Source organism: Solibacillus sp. FSL K6-1554, from assembly GCF_038005185.1.
Lineage (GTDB): Bacteria > Bacillota > Bacilli > Bacillales_A > Planococcaceae > Solibacillus > Solibacillus silvestris.
In genome coordinates this window covers 2,189,538-2,210,938 of the sequence record NZ_JBBOSS010000001.1, presented here as the reverse complement: position 1 = coordinate 2,210,938, position 21,401 = coordinate 2,189,538, and the positions used below count along the sequence as shown (strand labels likewise).

The 21,401-nt window shown below is 36.6% G+C and carries 19 protein-coding genes; 14 read left to right on the top strand and 5 right to left on the bottom strand.

Annotated features, from left to right (window positions below; translation table 11 throughout):
* Positions 1–2: 2 nt before the first annotated feature.
* The 3 genes from MHB58_RS10845 to MHB58_RS10835 all read left to right on the top strand — a co-directional run bounded on the left by MHB58_RS10845 (position 3) and on the right by MHB58_RS10835 (position 3,830).
* The gene (locus MHB58_RS10845) at positions 3–1,499 is read left to right on the top strand and encodes an aldehyde dehydrogenase family protein (RefSeq protein ID WP_014823633.1); all 1,497 of its coding nucleotides are present in this window, start codon (positions 3–5) and stop codon (positions 1,497–1,499) included.
* 13 nt (positions 1,500–1,512) lie between these two features.
* Positions 1,513–2,565: a zinc-binding dehydrogenase gene (locus tag MHB58_RS10840; RefSeq protein WP_014823634.1), complete on the top strand. Its 1,053-nt coding sequence runs from the start codon at positions 1,513–1,515 to the stop codon at positions 2,563–2,565.
* 374 nt (positions 2,566–2,939) lie between these two features.
* A complete protein-coding gene (locus tag MHB58_RS10835) occupies positions 2,940–3,830 on the top strand; it encodes a CAP domain-containing protein (protein ID WP_014823635.1) in 891 nt (296 codons plus the stop codon).
* A gap of 254 nt (positions 3,831–4,084) precedes the next feature.
* Here the strand turns inward: MHB58_RS10835 and MHB58_RS10830 are convergent, their stop codons facing one another.
* Positions 4,085–4,489, bottom strand: coding sequence for a hypothetical protein (locus MHB58_RS10830; protein WP_014823636.1), 405 nt, complete (start codon positions 4,487–4,489; stop codon positions 4,085–4,087).
* 515 nt (positions 4,490–5,004) lie between these two features.
* On the opposite strand from MHB58_RS10830, the gene MHB58_RS10825 reads away from it, so the two are divergent.
* A complete protein-coding gene (locus MHB58_RS10825; protein WP_014823637.1) occupies positions 5,005–5,454 on the top strand; it encodes a YtxH domain-containing protein in 450 nt (149 codons plus the stop codon).
* A gap of 251 nt (positions 5,455–5,705) precedes the next feature.
* On the opposite strand, the gene MHB58_RS10820 is transcribed toward MHB58_RS10825, so the two are convergent.
* Positions 5,706–5,897 carry a hypothetical protein gene (locus tag MHB58_RS10820; RefSeq protein WP_014823638.1) on the bottom strand — a complete coding sequence of 64 codons (192 nt, stop codon included), beginning with the start codon at positions 5,895–5,897 and terminating at the stop codon, positions 5,706–5,708.
* Positions 5,898–6,449: 552 nt separating this feature from the next.
* Between MHB58_RS10820 and MHB58_RS10815 the strand changes: the two genes are divergently transcribed.
* Positions 6,450–6,701, top strand: a complete 252-nt coding sequence (locus MHB58_RS10815; RefSeq protein WP_231918642.1) for a hypothetical protein — start codon at positions 6,450–6,452, stop codon at positions 6,699–6,701.
* Positions 6,702–6,943: 242 nt separating this feature from the next.
* Here MHB58_RS10815 and MHB58_RS10810 read toward each other — a convergent pair whose 3' ends face one another.
* Together MHB58_RS10810 and MHB58_RS10805 are read right to left on the bottom strand one after the other, a co-directional pair.
* Positions 6,944–9,409 carry a heavy metal translocating P-type ATPase gene (locus tag MHB58_RS10810; RefSeq protein ID WP_340735185.1) on the bottom strand — a complete coding sequence of 822 codons (2,466 nt, stop codon included), beginning with the start codon at positions 9,407–9,409 and terminating at the stop codon, positions 6,944–6,946.
* Between the two features lie 12 nt (positions 9,410–9,421).
* The gene (locus tag MHB58_RS10805) at positions 9,422–9,742 is read right to left on the bottom strand and encodes an ArsR/SmtB family transcription factor (protein WP_065215823.1); all 321 of its coding nucleotides are present in this window, start codon (positions 9,740–9,742) and stop codon (positions 9,422–9,424) included.
* A gap of 446 nt (positions 9,743–10,188) precedes the next feature.
* Here MHB58_RS10805 and MHB58_RS10800 point away from each other — a divergent pair, with 446 nt between their 5' ends.
* The 7 genes from MHB58_RS10800 (at position 10,189) to bioB (ending at position 17,798) form a co-directional block, all read left to right on the top strand.
* Positions 10,189–10,428: a cAMP-binding protein gene (locus MHB58_RS10800; protein WP_065215824.1), complete on the top strand. Its 240-nt coding sequence runs from the start codon at positions 10,189–10,191 to the stop codon at positions 10,426–10,428.
* A gap of 503 nt (positions 10,429–10,931) precedes the next feature.
* Positions 10,932–11,315 (top strand): YkvA family protein, encoded by a 384-nt coding sequence (locus tag MHB58_RS10795; RefSeq protein WP_340735184.1) that lies wholly within the window; start codon positions 10,932–10,934, stop codon positions 11,313–11,315.
* A gap of 358 nt (positions 11,316–11,673) precedes the next feature.
* Positions 11,674–13,602, top strand: a complete 1,929-nt coding sequence (locus MHB58_RS10790; protein ID WP_340735183.1) for an MASE3 domain-containing protein — start codon at positions 11,674–11,676, stop codon at positions 13,600–13,602.
* 548 nt (positions 13,603–14,150) lie between these two features.
* Positions 14,151–14,858 (top strand): dethiobiotin synthase, encoded by a 708-nt coding sequence (gene bioD, locus MHB58_RS10785; protein ID WP_445683149.1) that lies wholly within the window; start codon positions 14,151–14,153, stop codon positions 14,856–14,858.
* Entirely contained in the window at positions 14,839–16,206 is a 1,368-nt protein-coding gene (bioA, locus tag MHB58_RS10780; protein WP_340735182.1) for an adenosylmethionine--8-amino-7-oxononanoate transaminase, read from the top strand. Before bioD ends, bioA begins: the two co-directional genes overlap by 20 nt.
* Before the next feature lie 3 nt (positions 16,207–16,209).
* A complete protein-coding gene (locus tag MHB58_RS10775) occupies positions 16,210–16,800 on the top strand; it encodes a biotin transporter BioY (RefSeq protein ID WP_340735181.1) in 591 nt (196 codons plus the stop codon).
* Positions 16,800–17,798, top strand: coding sequence for a biotin synthase BioB (bioB, locus tag MHB58_RS10770; protein WP_340735180.1), 999 nt, complete (start codon positions 16,800–16,802; stop codon positions 17,796–17,798). Before MHB58_RS10775 ends, bioB begins: the two co-directional genes overlap by 1 nt.
* 241 nt (positions 17,799–18,039) lie before the next feature.
* Here the strand turns inward: bioB and MHB58_RS10765 are convergent, their stop codons facing one another.
* Positions 18,040–18,654, bottom strand: coding sequence for a histidine phosphatase family protein (locus MHB58_RS10765; RefSeq protein WP_014823650.1), 615 nt, complete (start codon positions 18,652–18,654; stop codon positions 18,040–18,042).
* A gap of 885 nt (positions 18,655–19,539) precedes the next feature.
* On the opposite strand from MHB58_RS10765, the gene MHB58_RS10760 reads away from it, so the two are divergent.
* A complete protein-coding gene (locus tag MHB58_RS10760) occupies positions 19,540–20,058 on the top strand; it encodes an RNA polymerase sigma factor (protein WP_014823652.1) in 519 nt (172 codons plus the stop codon).
* Positions 20,055–21,068: a DUF4179 domain-containing protein gene (locus tag MHB58_RS10755; protein ID WP_340735179.1), complete on the top strand. Its 1,014-nt coding sequence runs from the start codon at positions 20,055–20,057 to the stop codon at positions 21,066–21,068. The genes MHB58_RS10760 and MHB58_RS10755 overlap by 4 nt, the downstream gene beginning before the upstream one ends.
* Positions 21,069–21,401 lie beyond the last annotated feature (333 nt).

The window sequence follows — 21,401 nt, the reverse complement described above, 5'->3', positions numbered from 1 at the left end:
GAATGGTGAATACTACTTTATTGATCAATGAAAAAGTGCAAGTGTTTCTGAAGGGTACTAAAGAAATGTTTATCGATGGGAAGTGGGTTCCTGCAGTTAATGGGACTCTCTATGAATCCATTAATCCAACAACAAATGAAGTCTTAGCCAAAGTTTACGAAGGAGATGAACAAGACGTTGATCTTGCAGTAAAAGCAGCAAGACGTGCATTTGAAGGTGGATGGAAAAAAACGGCACCGAGGGAACGCGCTCGACTATTAAACAAATTAGCTGACTTAGTGGAGGAAAACTTGGAAGAAATTACACAACTGGATTCGCTTGAATACGGTGGGACAATCGCTGTAGCAGGGGGCTTTGCGCAAAATGCAGTTCATCATTTGCGTTATTATGCTGGTTGGGCTACAAAACTTTATGGAGAGACAGTCGAATTAACGGGTGGCGGCAATATTCATGCGTATACAAAGCGTGAACCACTTGGTGTATGTGGACAAATTACTTCATGGAACTTCCCGGCATTAGTTGCATGCTGGAAATTAGCAGCACCTCTTGCAGCAGGGAATACCGTTGTATTAAAACCTGCCCAACAAACGTCTTTATCTACATTGTATATTGGTAAGTTAGTAGAGCAAGCTGGATTCCCACCTGGTGTTGTAAATATTGTAACGGGTGCAGGCGGCAAACTTGGTGAAGCCATTACATCTCATCCGGATATCGATAAAATTGGTTTCACTGGTTCGACAGTTGTCGGCAAACGGATTATGGAGAAAGCTTCCGATTCATTGAAAAAAATTACTCTTGAGCTAGGTGGCAAGTCACCAAATATTATTTTCGCAGATGCGGATTTAAATAAAGCGGTTCCTGGTGCCATTACCGCTATTCTGATGAACACCGGGCAAGTATGCGCGGCAGGATCACGATTATATGTGGAACGTTCTGTATATGATGAAGTAAAAGAAAAACTTGTGGAAATTGCCGAAAGCTTTGTATTAGGGGACCCATTAGATCCGAACGCTCAAATGGGACCACTCGTTTCAAAAGCACAAGTTGAAACGGTTGAAAAATATGTTGAACAAGCAAGAAAAGATGGTGCCAATATTTTAACAGGTGGCAAACGACCTGAAAATCCAGAATTAGAAAAAGGCAACTTCTATCTTCCGACGATTATCGAAGGACTTGATGAAAATTGCCAGGCAGTTTATGAAGAAATTTTTGGTCCAGTACTATGCATCCTGCCATTTGATTCGATTGAGGAAGTGATTCAACGTGCCAATTCAACAGAATATGGACTGGCTTCCGGTGTATGGACAACAAACTTACAAACAGCGCACACAATGATTGAATCATTAGATGCAGGTTCCGTTTGGGTCAACGAATATTATTTAACGGATGATAATATCCCACTTACAGGATTTAAACAAAGTGGGGTTGGTTCTGAATTGGGATTAGCAGGGATTGAAGCGTATACAAAAGTAAAAAGTGTTGCCATTAAATTAGGATAAGGGGTGTACACAAATGAAAGCATTAGTAATAGAGGGTGTAAAAAAAGCATTTGTTCAAGAGGTAGCGGACCCAACAGTCGATGAAAATGGTGTCATCGTCAAAGTAAAAGCAAATGGTGTTTGTCGTAGTGACTGGCACTATTGGGCCGGGGACATTCCAATCACACAAAAAATATTAGGACATGAATTTACAGGGATAGTCGAAGAAGTAGGGAAAAATGTAAAGAACTTTAAAAAGGGCGATAACGTAATCGTACCATTCTCCGGCAGTGACGGTACTTGTCCATATTGCCAACAAGGGCATTCAAACCTTTGCAACACTTCATTTATTCCTGGTTCCACTTATGATGGCGGCTATGCAGAATATGTGGGAGTACCATTAGGAGATCGAAATATCATCCATTTACCAGAAGAAATTAGCTTCTTGGATGGTGCAGCATTAGGTTGTCGTTTAATGACTGCTTTCCATGGTATTGTTGATCGAGCAAATGTGGCGCCTGGTGAATGGGTAGTCGTTTATGGGTGTGGTGGTGTTGGGCTTAACGCTATTAATATCGCCTCATCCATTGGTGCTACGGTAATTGGCGTCGACATCAACCCTAAGAATTTAGAACTTGCAAAAGAAATGGGTGCACACATTGTCATTAACAGTAAAGAAGTAGATCCAGTAGAAGCGGTAAGAGAAATTACTGGTGGTGGTGCGAACGTTTCAATTGATGCATTAGGTATTGCCGATACTTGTTTAAATGGAATCAATAGCCTGGCGAAACGAGGTCGTCATCTGCAAATAGGTGTAACGACAAAAGTGGAAGGCGGAAAAGTTGCTTTACCTATCGATCAAATGGTCATGCAAGAAATCCAATTTATCGGGACATTGGGGATGCCAAATCATCGTTTTGAATCGTTGCTTCCTTTAGTTAAGCAAGGGAAAATTACACCGGGGAAAATGATCACTGCAGAAATTGCATTATCGGATGTAACGAATATATTCGAGGAAATGAGTAATTTTAATACAACGGGAACGTATATTGTAACGGAATTTAGTAATAGTGCTGTAAGAGTATAAAATATTGACTGCTGATATTGAGGATTACGCATTATTTTTGTTCTTTTAATAAACAAAAAGGAAGGAACCTGTATTCAGGATTCTTCCTTTTTAAGCATTCTGTAACGGTTATAAAAAAAGATTCAGCTCACTACACTATTTTGTAATTGTTTTGTAACAAATGTAATAGTAAAGCGCTAATTTAATAAGCTTAAAATCTGTCAATAGTTTTTCAGTGGTAGTATAATTTTAGGTTGGATGATTTTATGAAATTATTAGTTATTAAACCTTTGATTTAACGGAGTTTAGTAGTGAATTGTTACTCCTCCCAGTTTATGGGCCCTTTATTACAACTTTTGTACTGTAACATTGGTGTCGTAGAGGAGGAATACAAAATGAATAAAAAATGGTTAGCAACATCATTATGTGCAGCGACATTATTTGCAACATCTATTATTGCAGCAGATGCAGCAAGTTTAAATATAGAGGTGAAGAGTGTTTCAAATCCTCAAAATGCCCAGGTTATTAAAGGGGATAACATTCAAGGTTTTGGTTTAAAAATAATCGATCCAATCGCCTTATCAAATGGAGAGTTCGATTTAAATAAATTTAAAAGTTTAATTAACAAAACTATTAATAACTCTAAAGATAATAAAGTAGTTGAAGAAGGCAAAGTAGTGCATAAAGAAAAGGCTACAACTAATAAAGAAAACACTAATACTAATAAAGAAACACAAAAAGAATCTACTAATAAAAAAGTAGAAAAAGAGGTTAAGGCACCTCAAACACCTGCAAAAGAAAAAGCTACTCCGGTTACAAATAACAATAATACAAAAGCACCTTCAAACTCGAAAAACCAACAAGTAGAGGCACCTGTAAAAACACCTTCTAACAATGTTAGTCAATCGGTTTCTGAATTCGAGAAACAAGTAGTAGATTTAACAAATGCAGAACGTGCAAAAGAAGGACTAAAACCGCTTGAAATGCATTCTCCTTTAATGGAAGTAGCTCAGGCAAAATCAGAAGATATGGCGAAAAATAATTATTTTTCACATACTAGCCCAACTTACGGAAGCCCATTTGATCAAATTAAATCTGCAGGAATTTCATACCGTTCTGCAGGAGAAAATATTGCACAAGGTCAAAGAACACCACAACAAGTGGTACAAGCCTGGATGGAATCACCAGGACACCGTCAAAACATCATGAATGCAAATTACACGCATATTGGTGTAGGTTTTGTTGAAAATGGTTACTATTGGACACAACAATTTATTCAACTTTAAACATAAATTACTTTTATTTAGGCTACTTGGCGACCAAATTATTTTGGCGTTGAGTAGTCTAACTTCGTATTAAGGATACCACCAACCGACTAATTACTTCATATAGTTTATTTTTACATAATGAAATTTAGATTTGATTGACAATAAAATTAATACATAACAAATGAGATTTTTTAAATCAGCACAAAAAATAATTTTGTGTACCAAAAGTATAAATATGCGATGTATTATAGATACCTGTAATACCCGTTTTATTATGTGTTAGACAGACTTTTTGATTGATTGCTTAAAGGATTAGAGCGCATAACTAATGTAAACCAGACAGCAAACCCCAGATAAACTAATGTCAAAATAGCGAATATAAAATGAAACTGCTCTGCCAACTGCCGAATTAGGGCAAAAAAGACAACGACGCAATGCATCAGATTTCCCAATATGACAGGTTTGTTATAGATGCCCCCGATCAGGGCAGAACGTGTAAACCAATTTAACATTGCAAACCCTAAATATAGTCCTCCGATAATTTGCAGCAGAATTAGAGTAATAGGTAAAGGGTCAATCCCTAATATATTTGAAATTTCTTCTGGAATAAAGGTTCCTGCCAATCCCAATAAACCCATCAATACTGCGCTACTACTCAAAAGCCATTTCGTTTTCATTTTATTTCTCCTTTTCATGAATTTTCTAACCAGCAACCAGTGAATTTTAACAAGGAAAGTGTTACTTCAAACCGATAAAAACCGTGAGTCCAGTCCAAAGTAATTTAACAGGCTATCATTAAATGGCATACAAGAAAGATCAACTTGCCTCCGTTTAGATAATCGATGAAAGTTATAGACATTTTGACTGTAACATCAAATATTCATTTAAAAGAGTTTTTTTATCCATAAAAGTGTTTCTCCTCTAAACAGTATTTTATTATATTCGACAAACCTCACTTTTACCTTTATGTAAAGGCTAGCATCAACAAATTTTATCGACACCCTATAGGGCTTATGGGTTGCCGCTTTTTATTCTGAGAAAGAAAGTTGGTAAAGAAAAAGGATCTTCTAAATTGTTAATGCTTGTTCGAATAGCTAAAAAAGAATTAGCTTAAATAGTTTGAATGAAAAAAATATCGGGCAACTAAGGTATAAGTTAACAAATCAAATTCAAACAAAAAGGAGCATTCATTATGACACAAACTTCGTATAATAATTTATCGACAACAACTGAAAATGATAATAATGGTAAGCTTTTAAGAGGGATGATAATAGGGGCAGTTATTGGTGGTGCGCTTTCAATGCTTGACTCAAATACAAGAAATAAAGTAACTGAGACAACCAAAAATATGAAAGATACGACAATGGATATGTACAGCCAGGTTAAAAACAATCCTACAGAAGTAAAGGATGACTTGCAGGAGCGACTGAAATCTGCTTCTTCCGTCTTAAAAGAAGCAATAAGTGATGCTCAAAAACTTTACGAAAAAGTAAACGAGAACATTATTCTTCCAGTTACTATGGTAAAGGACGAGTCAAGTGAAATTCTTTCCCATGCCAAAGAAGCTACAACTGATTTAAAAGACATCGGCGGGAAAGTCAAAGAAGCCGGCGAAGAAGTGAAGGGAAGCAGTAATGGGTAAAGTCAAGGTCCTTATGTTTAAGATATTTTCATATCAAAGGCAATAGTATTTAATTACTATCAGTAATCTGGACAGTAATAATAGTGCACTTTTTCAGGCCTAATCATTACATTGAGAGATTTAACTAAATGATTTGAATAAATAGTAGCCCTTTACCAGTAAACTTCTGGTAAAGGGCTACTTTGTTAATGCATCAAGTTAGTTGTATGAATTGTTATAATCAGCCCTAAAGGGTGACTGTAAATATATTGTTATTTATTGTTGTTTTTGTTTTTGTTTTTCTCGTTAAAGTTATAGTTGTTGGTGTTGTTATTTCGGTTAATTTGATTTTGATCATTTAAATTGTCGAAGTTAAAATCTTCACCGAATTCAAATTCATTATTATTGTTCTTATTGATATTGTTATTTCGCTGACGTTTAATATTAAGGTTATTATTTTCCACAGCTGCTCACCTCCTTAACAAAAGTTAGAATGGCTTAAACAGCTATGAAAAATACTCAATATTCAGTTGAAAGTTTTTCCTTCAGCCAGATTCCTTCAGTCATAAAAATTCAAAGGTTAAACTCATTATTACAAGTTAAATCCAGTTTAATGAGCTATTTTAATTTTGTATCAAGTATACAAACAAGTGTTCTTGTATAGAATAGATAGTGATAAAACTTTATGACGATATTGAACGAAAATCACTTACAAATAGGTGAAGAATAACGATTGGGGGAAATTAAGTTGAGAAAGAAACTGAGTAAAGCGATGCAACTTAACCATATCAAAGAAATTATTTATATAAACAAAAACGACTTGGCGGTAAAGAACAATTTTATTTTTCCACCTAAACGAACAATATATCCAGTTGTCAGTAAAGCGAGTGTACTAAATGCATAAAGAATTCATGAAGCTTAGCGATGATATTCACCGGTACATTGTATTAGAATTATTTTTAAAAACACTGGAGCGGGATAGAGAATGCATATCTGAACTAAAAATGAGGGACGTAGTGGAAGAATGGTATGATTCCAAAATCAATGAAACGTTTCATGAATTTAAAAAGTTAAGGGATTTTTTATATAAGCAAGGGTGTAAAATTGAAAAGCAAAAATCTGATGACTTTATGACCTACTATTTTATATTGTTTAGGGGATACGATGAAATAAGAAGCTATGGGAACATTGCTTTACGAAACTGGGTGAGCGAGGAGATGAAACGTATATTAGGAATGAAGTATCTAACACCAGCAGATAAAAAATAATAATTTTCAAGCTAAGATTTAGGTTTGAGCGGGAATATACGGATATTTAAAATGTAATACAAATTTTAGGGATATAAAAAAATTTCCCAATAATTTATGTCAAATATTGCCCACTCGAAAATATTACAAATCTTGTTGTAAATAGATGGCCATATAAAAACTGCACCTCCAATTTAACAATTAAAAGCGACACTTTAATGTAAAAAGAGATGCCTCTTATTTAGAAGCACCTCTTTTTTGTTTTAGCCTTTAAATTTAAGTAATCTGATTGAATTTAATATTACAATTAAAGCAGCGCCAGTATCACTTAATACAGCCATCCAGAGTGTAAGATATCCAGGGAAGATTAATGCTAGAGCTGCGACTTTAATGATGATAGAGAACCAAATATTTTGTTTAATAATCCTTAACGCTTTTTTACTTAACTTCATTGTATGTGGTAGTTTTTCAAGATTATCAGCCATTAAAATAATATCAGCCGTCTCCATAGCAGTATCCGTTCCGGCGCCGCCCATTGCAATACCTAAATCAGCTGTTGCGAGTGCAGGAGCATCATTTATTCCGTCACCAACCATTGCTACTTTATGACCTTCATTTTGTAATTGCCTAACCGCATTTACTTTGTCCTCGGGTAATAATTCTGCAAAATATCGGTTAATATTCGATTCGGATGCAATCAATTTTGCTGTTCCTGCATTATCTCCTGTCAACATGACTGTTTGCTTAACGCCGCTTTGTTTTAGTGCGTTTAAGGCATTTGCAGATGTTTCTCGGATTGTATCAGAAACTGCAATAATCCCCATGATCCTTTGTTGGGTTCCGATGATTACAACAGATTTACCTTTACTTTGGATTTCTTGAACATGAACAAACACATTTTCTAAGGAAACCTGGAGATCTTCGAATAGTTTTAGATTTCCAGCGTAATAGGTTTCTTCTTGAATCGTCGCTTGAACACCTTTCCCTACAATACTCTTAAATGAATCACCATTTTTCGATATGATTCCTTTGTCATTCGCATGATTTACGATTGATTTTGCAATAGGGTGTGTTGAATATTCTTCTAGCGTGAGTGCAATTGAAAGTAATTCCTCTTCTGAATCGTTGAAGGTTTTTATTTCAGTTACTTTCGGTTTCCCTTCAGTCAATGTACCAGTTTTGTCGAATGCAATGGCAGTGATTGCACCTGCTTTTTCAAGGAACGTTCCGCCTTTAATCAAAACACCATTCTTCGCCGCGTTTCCAATTGCTGATACGATGGCAACGGGAGTAGAAATAACTAAAGCACAAGGACAAGCAACAACAAGTAGTTCTAAACCTTTATAAAACCATTCCCCCCAAGCGCCAAGACCCAGTAGTGGTGGAAGTACAATCATGACTATTGCCACAATGAATACAATCGGTGTATAGATACTTGCAAATTTATCAACAAAGGCTTCTGTTGGTGCCTTTTTCTCTTGTGCCTCTTCGACTAATTGAATAATTTTTGATATCGTCGTATCTTCAGCTAACTTCGTTACCTTAATATCAAGGGAACCGTGTTCGTTAATCGTTCCCGCATAGACAGCATCACCAATCGTTTTATCAACTGGAATTGATTCTCCTGTAATGGGGGCTTGATTAATACTAGATTCTCCAAGAATGATTTCACCATCGAGCGAGATTTTTTCGCCTGGTTTTACAACTATAATATCACCAACGCTAACTTCTTCGACCGATACTTTCGAGATTTTAGTTCCTTCTTTAATCCATGCTTCTGCAGGAGCTAAATCCATCAAATTTCGAATTGAATTTCGCGTACGTTCAATTGAGCGGTTTTGCAGATAGTTCCCTATAGCAAATAACCAAACAACGGTTGCACCTTCAAACCATTCGCCGATAATAGCAGCACCAATAGCTGCAGCAGACATGAGTACATTCATATCCAATGAGCGGCTTTTAATTGCATAGAAAGCGCTTCTAACAGGTTTAGCGCCACTAATCACCATTGCAATAGCATACAGAATGGTCGATAGTAAAGGAGGTAATCCAGTAAATGATCCGATAAATCCAAATCCCAATAATACACCAGACAAAACTACGTAAGTATTGTCGTTAAATTTTTTGCTTTCTTGTTCTACGGGGTGCTGTTGGTTATTTCCTATTAATGATGCTTGATAACCAATTTTCGAAACCTCTGAAATAATCTCCTGTACACTATTCGAATGTTCAATTTTCATTTTTCCTGTAGAGAAATTGACGTTTACACGTTTAACCGATGGAAGGGTATTTATATGATTTTCGATACTCTTTGCACAACTACTACAATCCATCCCACCAATATTAAATGTTTTTATATTATCTTTTTGGTTTAAAGATTCTGCGGAAAAGCCCAGTTTTTTAATTTCTTTTTCTATTGGAAGTAATGCTTCGGCAGTAGTTGCGGAAACCTGCATTTTCCCCGTGCTAAAATTAACCTTAACTTCCTCTATATCCTTAAGTTTACTCAAGCCCTTTTCAATAGTTGCGGCACATGCGCCACAATCCATACCATAAACACGATATGACATTATTTCTAAAGATAATAAAGATGCTAAATCAGACTTATTTGACTGTTGTTCAAGTGCGCTCGAACAACTCGTATTAGCTTGTTCAGTCGGTGCTTCACTACAACTACTAGCTTCTACTGTTTTTGAACTATTGTTTGAACAACAGCTTTCTTTAGCCAATGTAAACTCCTCCTAATCTATCTGACGATCACAACATGAGATATCATTTTCAACATCTTCAAGAACAGCATCAAACATGCTTAATAAATCACTTATCTGTTGATTTCGTAAGCTGTAGTAAATGTATTTTCCTTCGTTTCGGCCCACAATAATTCCACAGCCTTTTAAACAAGCGAGGTGTTGTGAGATATTTGACTGATTTCCATTAATTTCTTCTACAATTTGTGAAACTGTTTTTTCTTTAACCTTTATACTTTCAAGAATTTGAATCCTCGTCTTGTTGGAAAATCCATGAATTAATTTAACTTTCATGTCAACATCTATAATTTTCAAAAAATCCCTCCTAAATATTAGTGGAAACGAATACGTTTAATACCAACATATTAGCTTTTTCTAATATATGTGTCAATTTTTTTCAAACCAATTTTCGACGATATAAAAAAGCAATTAGGGATGGAAAATTCGGAGGAAAATAAAGGAATGAAGAAAATAGAAATGAAAATGTTTAGTAATAAAAATTAAGATCAAAAGTTAATTTTACAGATGTAATTTGGTGTTTGGTTACCCCTTGATCATAGTTTTTCTAATAAGAATTCTAATATTTTTTAAAGCTATATTTTAACGGAATTCTGGATATACTAGGGAAGCTGCAGTAGCTGTTTAATTTTTTAATTACAAATTTAAGCTTCTTCAAAATCAGATGATTGGCAAATGAAACCTCCTAGATTTTTTACATAAATAATGAACCATCACACATTCTATATAGAGGAGGTGTGAATATGGGGAAGAAAGTTTCGAAGGCGAATCATGGAAAGACAGGAGTCGAACTAATAAGTGAAGCATTTGGCATGTCCAAAAACGATAGCGAAGCATTATTAGCACAGGCATCCGAAGTTCAAACTACGGATATTCCTTTACAGAAAGATGATGTATATGCAAGGGATAGTACTACAACTACTTTGAACAACTTACATGAAGATAATACATCCGCCATTTTAGATCGAAATGGGCCGAGGTAATTATTGTAAGTGAATCAATTGTGACTTAAGGCAATTCTCCCTTTAGAGTAAGTATATAACTATACACTTCCTTAACTAAGAGCTGGTGCTTTTAGTTTAAGGAAGTTATTATTTTAAAATCTATCGAACTAAATCATATAATGAAATAATGGGGTACCAACTCCGTACATTAAAAGCAGGCATACTCAGCATGTCTGCTTTTTGTGATGCATGAAATCCATTTGAGCTCGAACAGCTTAAAATATATTCAAACTGCTAAAAAGGAATTACATCGATTTTCTACAAAACCAACTAATAGAAGCTAATCGTTATTCCACAAATGGGCGCAATTCGTTACCGCACCTCAAGAGTAGTTTTTTATTCTAACTTTTGGGGTGCGTACCATCTTGAATTAGGAATCGTGCCTTATTCAGTAATCGGGCCATATTGTGGAGGAAAGTACTTAAAGGAATAGGAGGTTTGTTATAATGAAAATAAAATTCTAGTTGATAGTAGGAGATAAAATGTATAAAAAAATAAAAGCGTGGGCGAAAAATTTAAAACGACAGATATTTGTGCTTTACTTTGCTTACAAAGATAAAAGAGTACCCTTGTCTGCTAAAATTTTTACGGCATGTATTGTAGCATACGCGTTTAGTCCAATAGATTTAATACCTGATTTTATACCAATACTTGGCTATTTAGATGATATTATTGTTGTTCCATTAGGAGTTATGATTGCATTAAAAATGATACCAAAAGATGTAATATCTGACTGTGAAGCAAAGGCAGAGGAAATGATGAAAATGGGTAAGCCGAAGAATTGGATCGTCGGCTCGCTAATATTAATACTTTGGGTTGTAATCTTGATAATGGCTTTTATGAAAATTTATGATCTTTTCCATTAAAAAAGGAATGACTTTAAAATCTACCTTCAACAATCTGGCATTTTTCTTAAAAAAGAAAAGTGCTTTATTCAATTATAGGGTCATATCTGGAAGGAGCGAATTACCGCCGGTAGAATTCATTCCAAAGGAGAAGGGGGCTGATGTCTCGTTTACAGCGTGTTATGCCTTGCAGAAAGGAGAATGATATATCTATGAAAATATATCCATTTTCTTCTTTTTGCATATTATTTTCCCTGCAAAGCGTAGTATAATAGATTAATTAATGCGAACAAACGTTCAATAATTGCGGTTATTCGTTTAGGCAATGCCGGTCTAGAAATTATAATGAATCGCTTTCCCAAAAAAATGGAGGACAACTATGATTGCCTTTTTTCAAAGTTTGACACTGTCTACAAGATTACTTGTGCTAATTTCTGTCTTCTTTTTTACCGCTCTGAATCTGCAGGTCGATTTTTTTACGACGCTCTATGAGCCAATTCGCGCCAACCATGTAGCGATTCACAGCATTCTTGAGGTGGCTAGCATTTTTGTGGCGCTCGCCATTGCGCTTCATGGCTGGATTTCCTTTAGGGAAACGATGTCGGCAAACTGGCTGATGTTTTCGGCGATGTTTGTGGCGGTGGCGGTGCTGGATGCACTGCATACGGTCACTTTTGAAGGGATGCCGTATTTTATAATTGACAGCAATTCGTTGGTGTCTGCTTGGTTCTGGATTGCTGCACGCTTGACTGAGAGCATCATTTTCTTGGTTGTCGTACTTTTTCCATTAAAAAGCAGAGTGAAGCTATTTGTTCGAAATTACGTTTATCTGCTTGCATTATTGTATGCAGCGTCTGTAGCCTTCTTCATTTTTAAATATTATGCGGACCTGCCGCTTCTTATCGGGGAAAGGGGTCCAACGTCATTGAAGAACGGCTTTGAATATGTAACGATGATTATTCATGCTGCGGTGCTGATTAAAGTGATGTCGAGCAAATTTGACATGAATTTCAGGGACTTTTCCTTTGCTTCGTTTTACTTGATCCTGTCTTCATGGCTTTTTACTTCCTACGAGGCTATAACGGAATATCGGAATATGGCTGGGCATGTTTTTAAAGTACTGGGTTATTACTATTTGCTGAAGCATATATATCACCGTAAAATTGAAAAACCTTATACAGATCTGCATAATTTGAGTGCAAGGCATAAACTTTTACTGAATTCGGTGGCTGAGGGAATCTATGGAATCGACAAGGAAGGCAAGATGACATTCATCAACGACTCTGCTATAAAGATGCTGGGCTACAGGCCGGAGGAAATTATGGGCTTGGATTTGCATGATCTCATTCACTGTACCTCCGACGGCCACTGCTTATCAAAAACGGCTTGCCTCGCATGGCAAACGTCCTATGACGGAAAGTCGCGCATCTCAAAGGACCAATTTTTCAAGCATAGGGATGGACATGTATTCCCTGTATCGATGAAAACGGAGCCGATGCTTGAAAATGGAGAGCAGAGGGGGACGGTCATCACTTTTTACGATCTTTCTCGGGAATTGGCTTTTGATGAATTGCAGCGGGAGAAAAAGGAAATAGATCTGGAGCTGCAGCTGGCCGTTAAACTCCAGGAATCGCTCAGTATGCAGCAACGTAAATGGAAGTTGTTCGAAGATGTTGGTGCGGTGAGCGTTCCTTATCGAGCACTGAATGGCGATTTTTACAGCATCGTGCCGCAGGGAGATTTGCTGATGATGGCTATTGCCGATATTTCAGGTAAAGGTGTTCCGGCAGCTATACAAAAATCGATGATGGTCTATGCGCTGGAGGATTTCAATAGCCGCTATGAGGAGCCGCATGATGTGCTGACCAGTATGAACAGCTTTGTACATGACTATACGAGCGACTATTCCTTTGTCACATTGACGATGGCGAACTACAATAAGTCATCCCGGCTTTTTTCCTATTCGACCGGTGGGCATGAGCCGATTATATGGTACAAGGCTGGCATCGATGAATTTATTAACTTGCACACGAGAAACCCTGCGCTTGGCATTATGGCGGACAGCATCTACACGACACACAGTGTGGAGCTTGAGCCAAATGACCTCATTATCCTTTATACAGACGGGGTGACCGAGTGCAAGGAAGACGATGCATCCGATGGGATCGACTTGCTGCATAGAGCAGTAATGAAAGCCGACCTTTCGCTGCCAGGGGAATTGCTCGCCAAGCAAGTGTTAGAGAGGGTAAACGAACTGAGGCCATCGGATATTCATGATGACCAAACCATTCTTATATTGAAGGCTTGACCAGGTGCTGTTGCGTACCTGGTTTTTTCTTTATTGGAATAATAGTGCAAGGTAAAAGCGGATAAGGCTTGATTCATCGGTGGAGGAATGGCCACGATATTTGAAGAATCGGAGCTGACCAATAAAGAATAATGGATCAAGGGATATTTTAGAGGGAGTTAGCAACTATTAAATCAATTCTATATTGTGATTGAGAACATTCAGAAAGTACAAAAGAGTATTGATAAATTGGGCTGGGATAAGATTCAAATAGATGAATAGGATAGTGAAATACAATAAAGAGGTAAGTCCGAATTTATAATTCGGGCTTACCTCTTTATTGTTAATAATATTATAGACTGAAGTTTTTGCATTAATAATATGAAGTTACCCCGCTACTATCTCATTCGAATGAGTGTTGTAATCCAGAAATGTTTATAGAATCTCAAAATCTAGTGGATCCGTATAGAAACCTCTCATTTATGTTGAATTTTCAAAATTTATTTACAAAGATAGATTTTATGTGTTAACCTAATTTTATATTTGGTTAACGTAAAAAGGAGGTATTAATGCTGCTAAATTTTTGGATTGTCGGTACAGATACCGATGTAGGAAAGACATGTATAACCACTTTATTGATGCGGCAATTACAGGAACAAGGACTTCGAGTCACGCCCTACAAGCCTGTGCAAACGGGAGAAATAAGCGATCAGGAGGAAGCCTATTATTTCGACACCACAATGTACGAAAAGTATTCTCTGCAGAAACTTACACGAGCAGATTTAAATGATTACTCATTTAAAGAGCCTGCATCACCACATTTCGCTGCAATGCTGGAGGGGCAGAAAATTGATACGAAACGGTTATTGCACCACATAAAAAAACTGCAGCAAAAATATGATGCTGTTATTTGTGAAGGGGCAGGTGGGATTTACGTTCCCCTGGATACCGATAGGCAGATAACCTTACTCGACGTGATCTCTCAAAGCCAATTGCCTGTTGTTATCGTCACACGTACAAAGCTAGGAACAATAAATCACACATTGTTGACAATGGGGGCATTAGCTTCACGGGGAATAGAAGTACTTGGTATCGTTTTTAACGGAGATACCGGAAGCGAATTAGAGAAGAATAATATGGAGAAAATTCTTCAGCATTGCCTATTACCTTATGCTGTTGTTCCACAACTTAACGATATAGAGCAAGTTGTCCGTTATTCACTCAAAAAAACATCATTATTCGAAAGGCTATATCAACATGACAAGACAGATCTCTGAATTACAGGCTAAAGATTTACAGCATGTTTGGCATCCTTGCTCACAAATGAAGGATTATGAGCAGTTCCCACCTATAGTGATCAAAAGAGGGGAAGGTGTTTGGCTGTACGATGAACGGGATAACCGGTATTTAGATGCCGTATCTTCCTGGTGGGTGAATTTATTTGGTCATGCTAATCCACGTATTAGCAAAGCATTAAGTGAGCAGGCATTTACATTGGAGCATACTATATTTGCAAATTTCACGCATGAGCCAGCTGTTAAATTAGCAGAAAAATTGGTTGAGTTAACACCAGTGAACTTAAATAAAGTTTTTTTTGCAGATAATGGTTCCTCTGCTATTGAAGTCGCCTTGAAAATGAGCTTTCAATATCATATGCAAAGCGGTAAAAAGTCTAAAACGAGATTCCTGGCCTTAACAGATGCTTATCATGGTGAGACATTAGGAGCGTTATCTGTTGGAGGCGTAGATCTTTATAACGAGGTATATCAGCCGTTATTACTCGATACTGTCCGTGCGCAAGGACCTGACTGTTTCCGTTGTCCGTTTAACGTTCGGCCGGAAAGCTGCCAGGTACAATGTATCCGTTATGTGGAAGAACAATTAGTCAATCATCATAACGAGATTGCAGCTGTTATTATTGAGCCGCTTATTCAGGCAGCGGCTGGAATGAAAATGTATCCGCCCGGTTACTTAAAGCGTCTTCGCGAATTATGTACAGTGTACGATGTGCATTTAATCGCAGATGAGATAGCGGTTGGCTTTGGTCGTACTGGAACATTATTTGCATGTGAACAAGCGGATATTTCCCCTGACTTTATGTGCTTATCTAAGGGCTTAACAGGAGGGTATTTACCTCTTTCAGCTGTTTTGACGACAGATAAAGTATACGAGGCTTTTTACGATGATTATGGAACGATGAAGGCCTTTTTACATTCTCATAGCTATACCGGAAACACACTAGCTTGTCGTGTAGCGCTGGAAGTATTGGCGATTTTCGAAGAGGAAAACTATCTTGCTATTATTCGCTCTAAGGGGGAGAGAATGAGGAAACTTGCTTTAGAGGCATTTTCTGCGTTGCATTCTGTTGGTGAATATCGCCAGACCGGATTAGTAGGGGCAATCGAGCTTGTAAAGAATCGAGATACTAAGGAGCCATTACCAGGTGAAGAGAGGATAGGTTACCAAATATATAAAAGAGCCTTAGCAAAAGGCCTGCTTATTCGCCCACTTGGGAATATCCTGTATTTTATGCCGCCGTACATTATATCAGACGAAGAAATGGAATTCATGATAACAACTACAAAAGAAACAATTGAACAATTTTTTAAGGAATGGGAGGGATAAGTGATGCAACAACGCAAATCGACTCTTTCACTTGTCATGATTGCAATGTTTGCCGCTTTAACCGCAATTGGTGCATTTATTAAAGTACCACTCCCCGTTGTACCCTTTACATTGCAAATTGTTTTTGTTCTTTTGGCGGGGAGCTTGTTAGGAAGTCGAAATGGACTACTTAGTCAGTCCGTCTATATTGGTATTGGTTTGGTAGGATTACCTGTGTTTACGCAGGGGGGTGGAATTACATATGTTTTGCAGCCCACATTTGGTTTTTTAATTGGCTTTGCAATGGCCGCGTACGTTGTTGGGTGGATATTAGCAAAGGTAGAAGCACCGACAAAAAAACATTTTATCGGCGCAAATATTGTGGGATTATTTCTGATTTATGCAGTTGCTGTACCGTACTTGTATGTGTCATTAAATTTTTGGCTAGATGTAAAAGCCAGCTGGTCACATATTTTGGTAATAGGTTTCTTAAATAGTATTGTAGCGGATTTTTGCTTATCACTACTTGCTGCTTTATTAGCACAGCGACTGTACCCGGTATTCCAAACTGCACGAACATTAAAAATTGTCAGAGTAGAAAAGGAGCATATTTAATGAATTGGTTACAATTGGCGCAAGAGGTTATTGGAGGTAAAGTACTTAATAATGAAGAGGCACTAGCAATTTTAAATAGTGAGGATGATGAGCTATTAAAATTGATGGATGGGGCTTTCGCTATCCGCAAGCATTATTACGGTAAAAAAGTAAAGCTGAATATGATTATGAATGCGAAGAGTGGCTATTGTCCTGAGGATTGTGGATATTGCTCACAGTCTTCAAAATCAACGGCTCCGATTGAAAAATATCCTTTTATTACAAAGGATGAGATTCTAGAAGGGGCAAAGCGTGCATTTGAAAACAAGATTGGTACATATTGTATCGTAGCAAGTGGACGTGGCCCAACACGGAAAGATGTGAATACTGTAAGTGAAGCGGTGGCAGAAATAAAAGATAAATATGGTTTAAAGGTATGTGCATGTTTAGGAATATTAAAGGAAGAGCAGGCGCAGCAATTAAAAGAGGCCGGTGTCGACCGTTATAATCATAATTTAAATACATCCGAGCGCCACCATTCGTACATCACAACATCACATACGTATGAAGATCGTGTAAATACTGTGGAAATTGCTAAAAAGCATGGTATTTCACCTTGCTCTGGAGCGATTATTGGTATGAAGGAAACAAAAGAGGATGTAGTGGATATTGCAAGAGCGCTAAACAAATTAGATGCAGATTCCATTCCGGTCAATTTCCTGAATGCAATTGATGGTACAAAGTTAGAAGGTACGAAGGAGTTAAATCCTCGCTATTGCCTAAAAGTATTAGCGCTATTTCGCTATATGAATCCTACGAAGGAAATTCGTATTTCAGGTGGTCGTGAGGTGAATCTTGGATCACTTCAACCACTGGGCATGTATGCAGCCAACAGTATTTTTGTTGGCGACTATTTAACGACAGAAGGGCAAGAAGCAAATAGAGATTATCGTATGTTAGAGGATTTAGGGTTTGAAATTGAGCTATCCAAAAAGCAGGAAGAGGTATTTTGTTCCTGACTTGAACTAGAACCGATTTTTGCTATACGAAAATGAATAATGAAAAGCGCAGTGTCTGAGCCTTGATTTGATTCATAGCTAAAAGTTCTTTAGAACCCGCGCATAGCAGGCGGGGGTTCGTTTCCATAATAAAAAATCGGTAAACGCTGCTACAACAACGTTTACCGATTTTTCTTATGCCCCCAACTTTCATTTAGGAACAAACCCTTTAATAATAGCGCCTGTTTGGTGAAAAAAGTCTTTATGCATTATAGTGCGAAGTATCACATTTAAATATAATCTCATTTGTTACACTGTCTATTTTAAGCAAAGTTAAACTTGTTGGAGGAATAGGTGAAGAAGACCATAAATTTTCAAGCGTATTGTTTTCAAAGAAGTCTAACAGTAATTTAAGGGCAATAGAATGAGAAACTACACAAACAGTTTCGTTAGGATGTTGTTTAACTATGTAGTTTATTGTTTTAACCATTCTTTCTTGCACTTTACTAAAGCATTCTACAGTATTGCTTGAAAAAATATGAGGAGTTTCCCAAAAAGCACTCCATTCTTTCGGGCTTTCCCTTTCGTTTTCATCAAATGTTTTTCCTTCCCAATTTCCAAAAGAAAGTTCTCTTAAAGTATCAGTTTGAATTACTTGCACAGGTCTTTTCCCTTTAATTATTTCAGCAGTTTTCACAGCCCTATCACTCGTACTTGAATAAATAGCGTCAAATGGTACTTCAGACAGTCTTTGAGCTAATTGTTTTGCCTGTTTTATCCCCTTATCTGTTAAAGATGAGTCCTTCCAGCCTTGCATGAGTTTTTTTGTATTCCACACGGTTTCTCCGTGTCTTGTTAAATATACGAGTGTACTCATTTTTTCCTCCGTTTACTTATTTTTCTCCACAATCATGAACGACTTTAGAATAATGAAAATACAGCCAAAGCGATTTTTGGAAATGATTTTGTTACACTAAAGCATCCATTAGGGTTTATTTAGATAGAAATTCCCCCACTATACCATCCTTTAATAAACTCTTCTAATGAAGATACAATAAATTTCTGACTACCATCTTCATGATTCCAACCATAAATGTCCCTCCATGTTAAAAATCATCTACCCTTTAGCGTTATTCTAGTTTAATTAAGCTACTTCATCAGTTAAAGTATAACCTTTCCAAAGAGTCGTTTGGTAACATTAATTACAGTCCATTCCCGTTCCCAAAATCGTATTTGGGAACTTCTTTGTATGTATGGTAGAACGGCCTTATTTGGAATAGAAGAGGAATTGTTGATATTACTTACAATAATAATCATTCTTATGATGTTACTGTAAGAATTGATATTCCTTCAGAACAACTTAACGGAAATGGTAAAGAAGATTTGGTTAAGGTAAGAATATCCCCGTCCTGTGATAGTGAGAAAATAAATAAGCAAATATGTAAACATGAGTTTAAACTTGAAATATTAGAGTACAAACATATATCACACTAAAAATAATTTTCGACAATACTCTTATTTTATATTCAACAATCGGGCGCAATCCTTTAAATTAAAAAGGATGCGTCCTTCTTCAATTAAGGGACAAGTTTTGGAAGAAAAACATTTATCTATAAATACAGAAAAAATTACTAAATAAATACTGTCTTAAAAACATCTTTTTCGAGATTAGAAAATGAAATAATTAAAATATTAAACTTTATGCAACTAAATATCCTTTCAAATGCTCTAACGGTATGTAAGGAAAAGAGAGGTGCTACCAATGGAAAATGACATTTTAGTGAAAAAAGCACAAAAAGGAGATGGGGAAGCATTTATACAGTTAATTCAGCAGTATGAGCTGATTTTATATCGTACTGCTAAACGACTCGGTTTAAAAGACGAGGATATTGCGGATTTACTGCAAGATACAATTATGATAGCTTTTGAAAAAATCACAACTTTGAAAAAGGGACAGTATTTTAATACTTGGATATGTAGAATTTTATTGAACAATTGCTACCGCTTTATGAAAAAGAACAAGCCTTTAGCTGCAATGGATGAAACAGTTCTCAACAATTTGTCACATCAAGATTTTTTATCAGTAGAGCTAGATGAGGCACTAGGCAGCCTAGATGACAACCACCGTATCGCCCTCACACTTTATTATGTAAACGGCTTTACAACGAAGGAAATTAGTGAATTTCTACATGAATCTGAAGGCACAATCAAATCGCGAATTTCTAGAGCGAAAAAGCAATTAAAAAATACGTATTATTTGGAAGGAGCTAATTTAGTATGAAGCAAAATATAGATGATTTAGTACGTGAAGATATGAATAAGGAACAACAATTACCAGCAGCAATTCGTTCGGCTTTTGACCAATCCTATGCACAAATTCGCCAGCAATCAAAGAAAAAGACAAAGAAATCTTGGCTAAAGCCTGTATCAGCAGTAGCTGCAGCGATCGCTTTGAGTACAACTGTGTTACTGACAAATGATACTGCATTCGCGAAGTTACAAGCTTTTCTAGGGTTAAGTGATTCTGGAATAGAAATTGCAGCGATGAATGGGGATGTACAAAATCTTGCACAAGTGCAACAAAATGAAAACATTACGATGACATTAGAAAATCTATTTGTTGATGCTTACCGTTTTGGTTTACAGTTTACAATGGATTCTAAGGATATTTCGGCAGATGATTTAAATAAAATCGAGTTTGCATATCGACTATTTGATGCACAAGGTAATGAAATTAGTGCCCTCATTTCAGATACAAAACCTTATACAGGGAAACAGGTTTTCAGTGGAATGGATTTTAAACTAACTGATGTCAGTGATAACCGTGCATCAGTTGAAATGATTGCAACTGCAAATCAGCGAGAAGTACCTTCTTTAGAAGGGGCACGATTAGTGATAGAAACTATTCATATTTCTTCAGATAAAAGAGGAATGAAATCTATAAATGGACATTGGGAATTTGATTTAACATCTCCAACAATCGTGAAACAACAGTACATTGCAAATAATACCGTTCCTGGGCTTACATTAAATGAAGCAATCGTCACAAATGGCTCAATGCATATTACTTTTACAATTAATGAAACAAATGTAGGTGAAACGATCGCTCACGATACAGCATTAATTAATGAAAAGGGCGAGGCGTTTTATGCATCAGGCAATAGTTTTAAAGAGTTTGAACAAAAAACTGAAATAAGTCTTGTCTTCCCTTATAGTGTGAGAAATGAACAGCAAGCACTTTCTTTACAAGTGAAGGACTATGAGGAATTAAATTTAATTAATAAAGAGTAAATTGTGTTTATGGGTATCTTTGGAGAATATAATTCTTCAACAATCGGGTGCAGCACCTTCTTCAATAAGAAGATCGCGTGGAAATATCAGATAGTCCCTCATCGTGAGGATGGCTATGAATCTTTGAATCCATATTATATAGGTGTAATATTTGATACTGAACCACAAGTAGAATATAAATATTTCGCTCGTAATAAAGTTGATGTTATCCAGCAAGGGTGGTATTCATCTAGATCACAAAGTGATCTATTGCATGAAAAATAATTACTGTTTATTAAGATCACTGTCCCAACCAGCCTCAAACATGTTTCTACAAGTAGGGGGTGAACTGTT

Bases quoted from the DNA above. Each gene is read 5' to 3' on its own strand.
- MHB58_RS10845 (WP_014823633.1), top strand. From the start codon at position 3: ATGGTGAATACTACTTTATTGATCAATGAAAAAGTGCAAGTGTTTCTG.
- MHB58_RS10840 (WP_014823634.1), top strand. From the start codon at position 1,513: ATGAAAGCATTAGTAATAGAGGGTGTAAAAAAAGCATTTGTTCAAGAG.
- MHB58_RS10835 (WP_014823635.1), top strand. From the start codon at position 2,940: ATGAATAAAAAATGGTTAGCAACATCATTATGTGCAGCGACATTATTT.
- MHB58_RS10830 (WP_014823636.1), bottom strand. From the start codon at position 4,489: ATGAAAACGAAATGGCTTTTGAGTAGTAGCGCAGTATTGATGGGTTTA.
- MHB58_RS10825 (WP_014823637.1), top strand. From the start codon at position 5,005: ATGACACAAACTTCGTATAATAATTTATCGACAACAACTGAAAATGAT.
- MHB58_RS10800 (WP_065215824.1), top strand. From the start codon at position 10,189: ATGGGGAAGAAAGTTTCGAAGGCGAATCATGGAAAGACAGGAGTCGAA.
- MHB58_RS10795 (WP_340735184.1), top strand. From the start codon at position 10,932: ATGTATAAAAAAATAAAAGCGTGGGCGAAAAATTTAAAACGACAGATA.
- MHB58_RS10790 (WP_340735183.1), top strand. From the start codon at position 11,674: ATGATTGCCTTTTTTCAAAGTTTGACACTGTCTACAAGATTACTTGTG.
- bioD (WP_445683149.1), top strand. From the start codon at position 14,151: ATGCTGCTAAATTTTTGGATTGTCGGTACAGATACCGATGTAGGAAAG.
- bioA (WP_340735182.1), top strand. From the start codon at position 14,839: ATGACAAGACAGATCTCTGAATTACAGGCTAAAGATTTACAGCATGTT.
- MHB58_RS10775 (WP_340735181.1), top strand. From the start codon at position 16,210: ATGCAACAACGCAAATCGACTCTTTCACTTGTCATGATTGCAATGTTT.
- bioB (WP_340735180.1), top strand. From the start codon at position 16,800: ATGAATTGGTTACAATTGGCGCAAGAGGTTATTGGAGGTAAAGTACTT.
- MHB58_RS10765 (WP_014823650.1), bottom strand. From the start codon at position 18,654: ATGAGTACACTCGTATATTTAACAAGACACGGAGAAACCGTGTGGAAT.
- MHB58_RS10760 (WP_014823652.1), top strand. From the start codon at position 19,540: ATGGAAAATGACATTTTAGTGAAAAAAGCACAAAAAGGAGATGGGGAA.
- MHB58_RS10755 (WP_340735179.1), top strand. From the start codon at position 20,055: ATGAAGCAAAATATAGATGATTTAGTACGTGAAGATATGAATAAGGAA.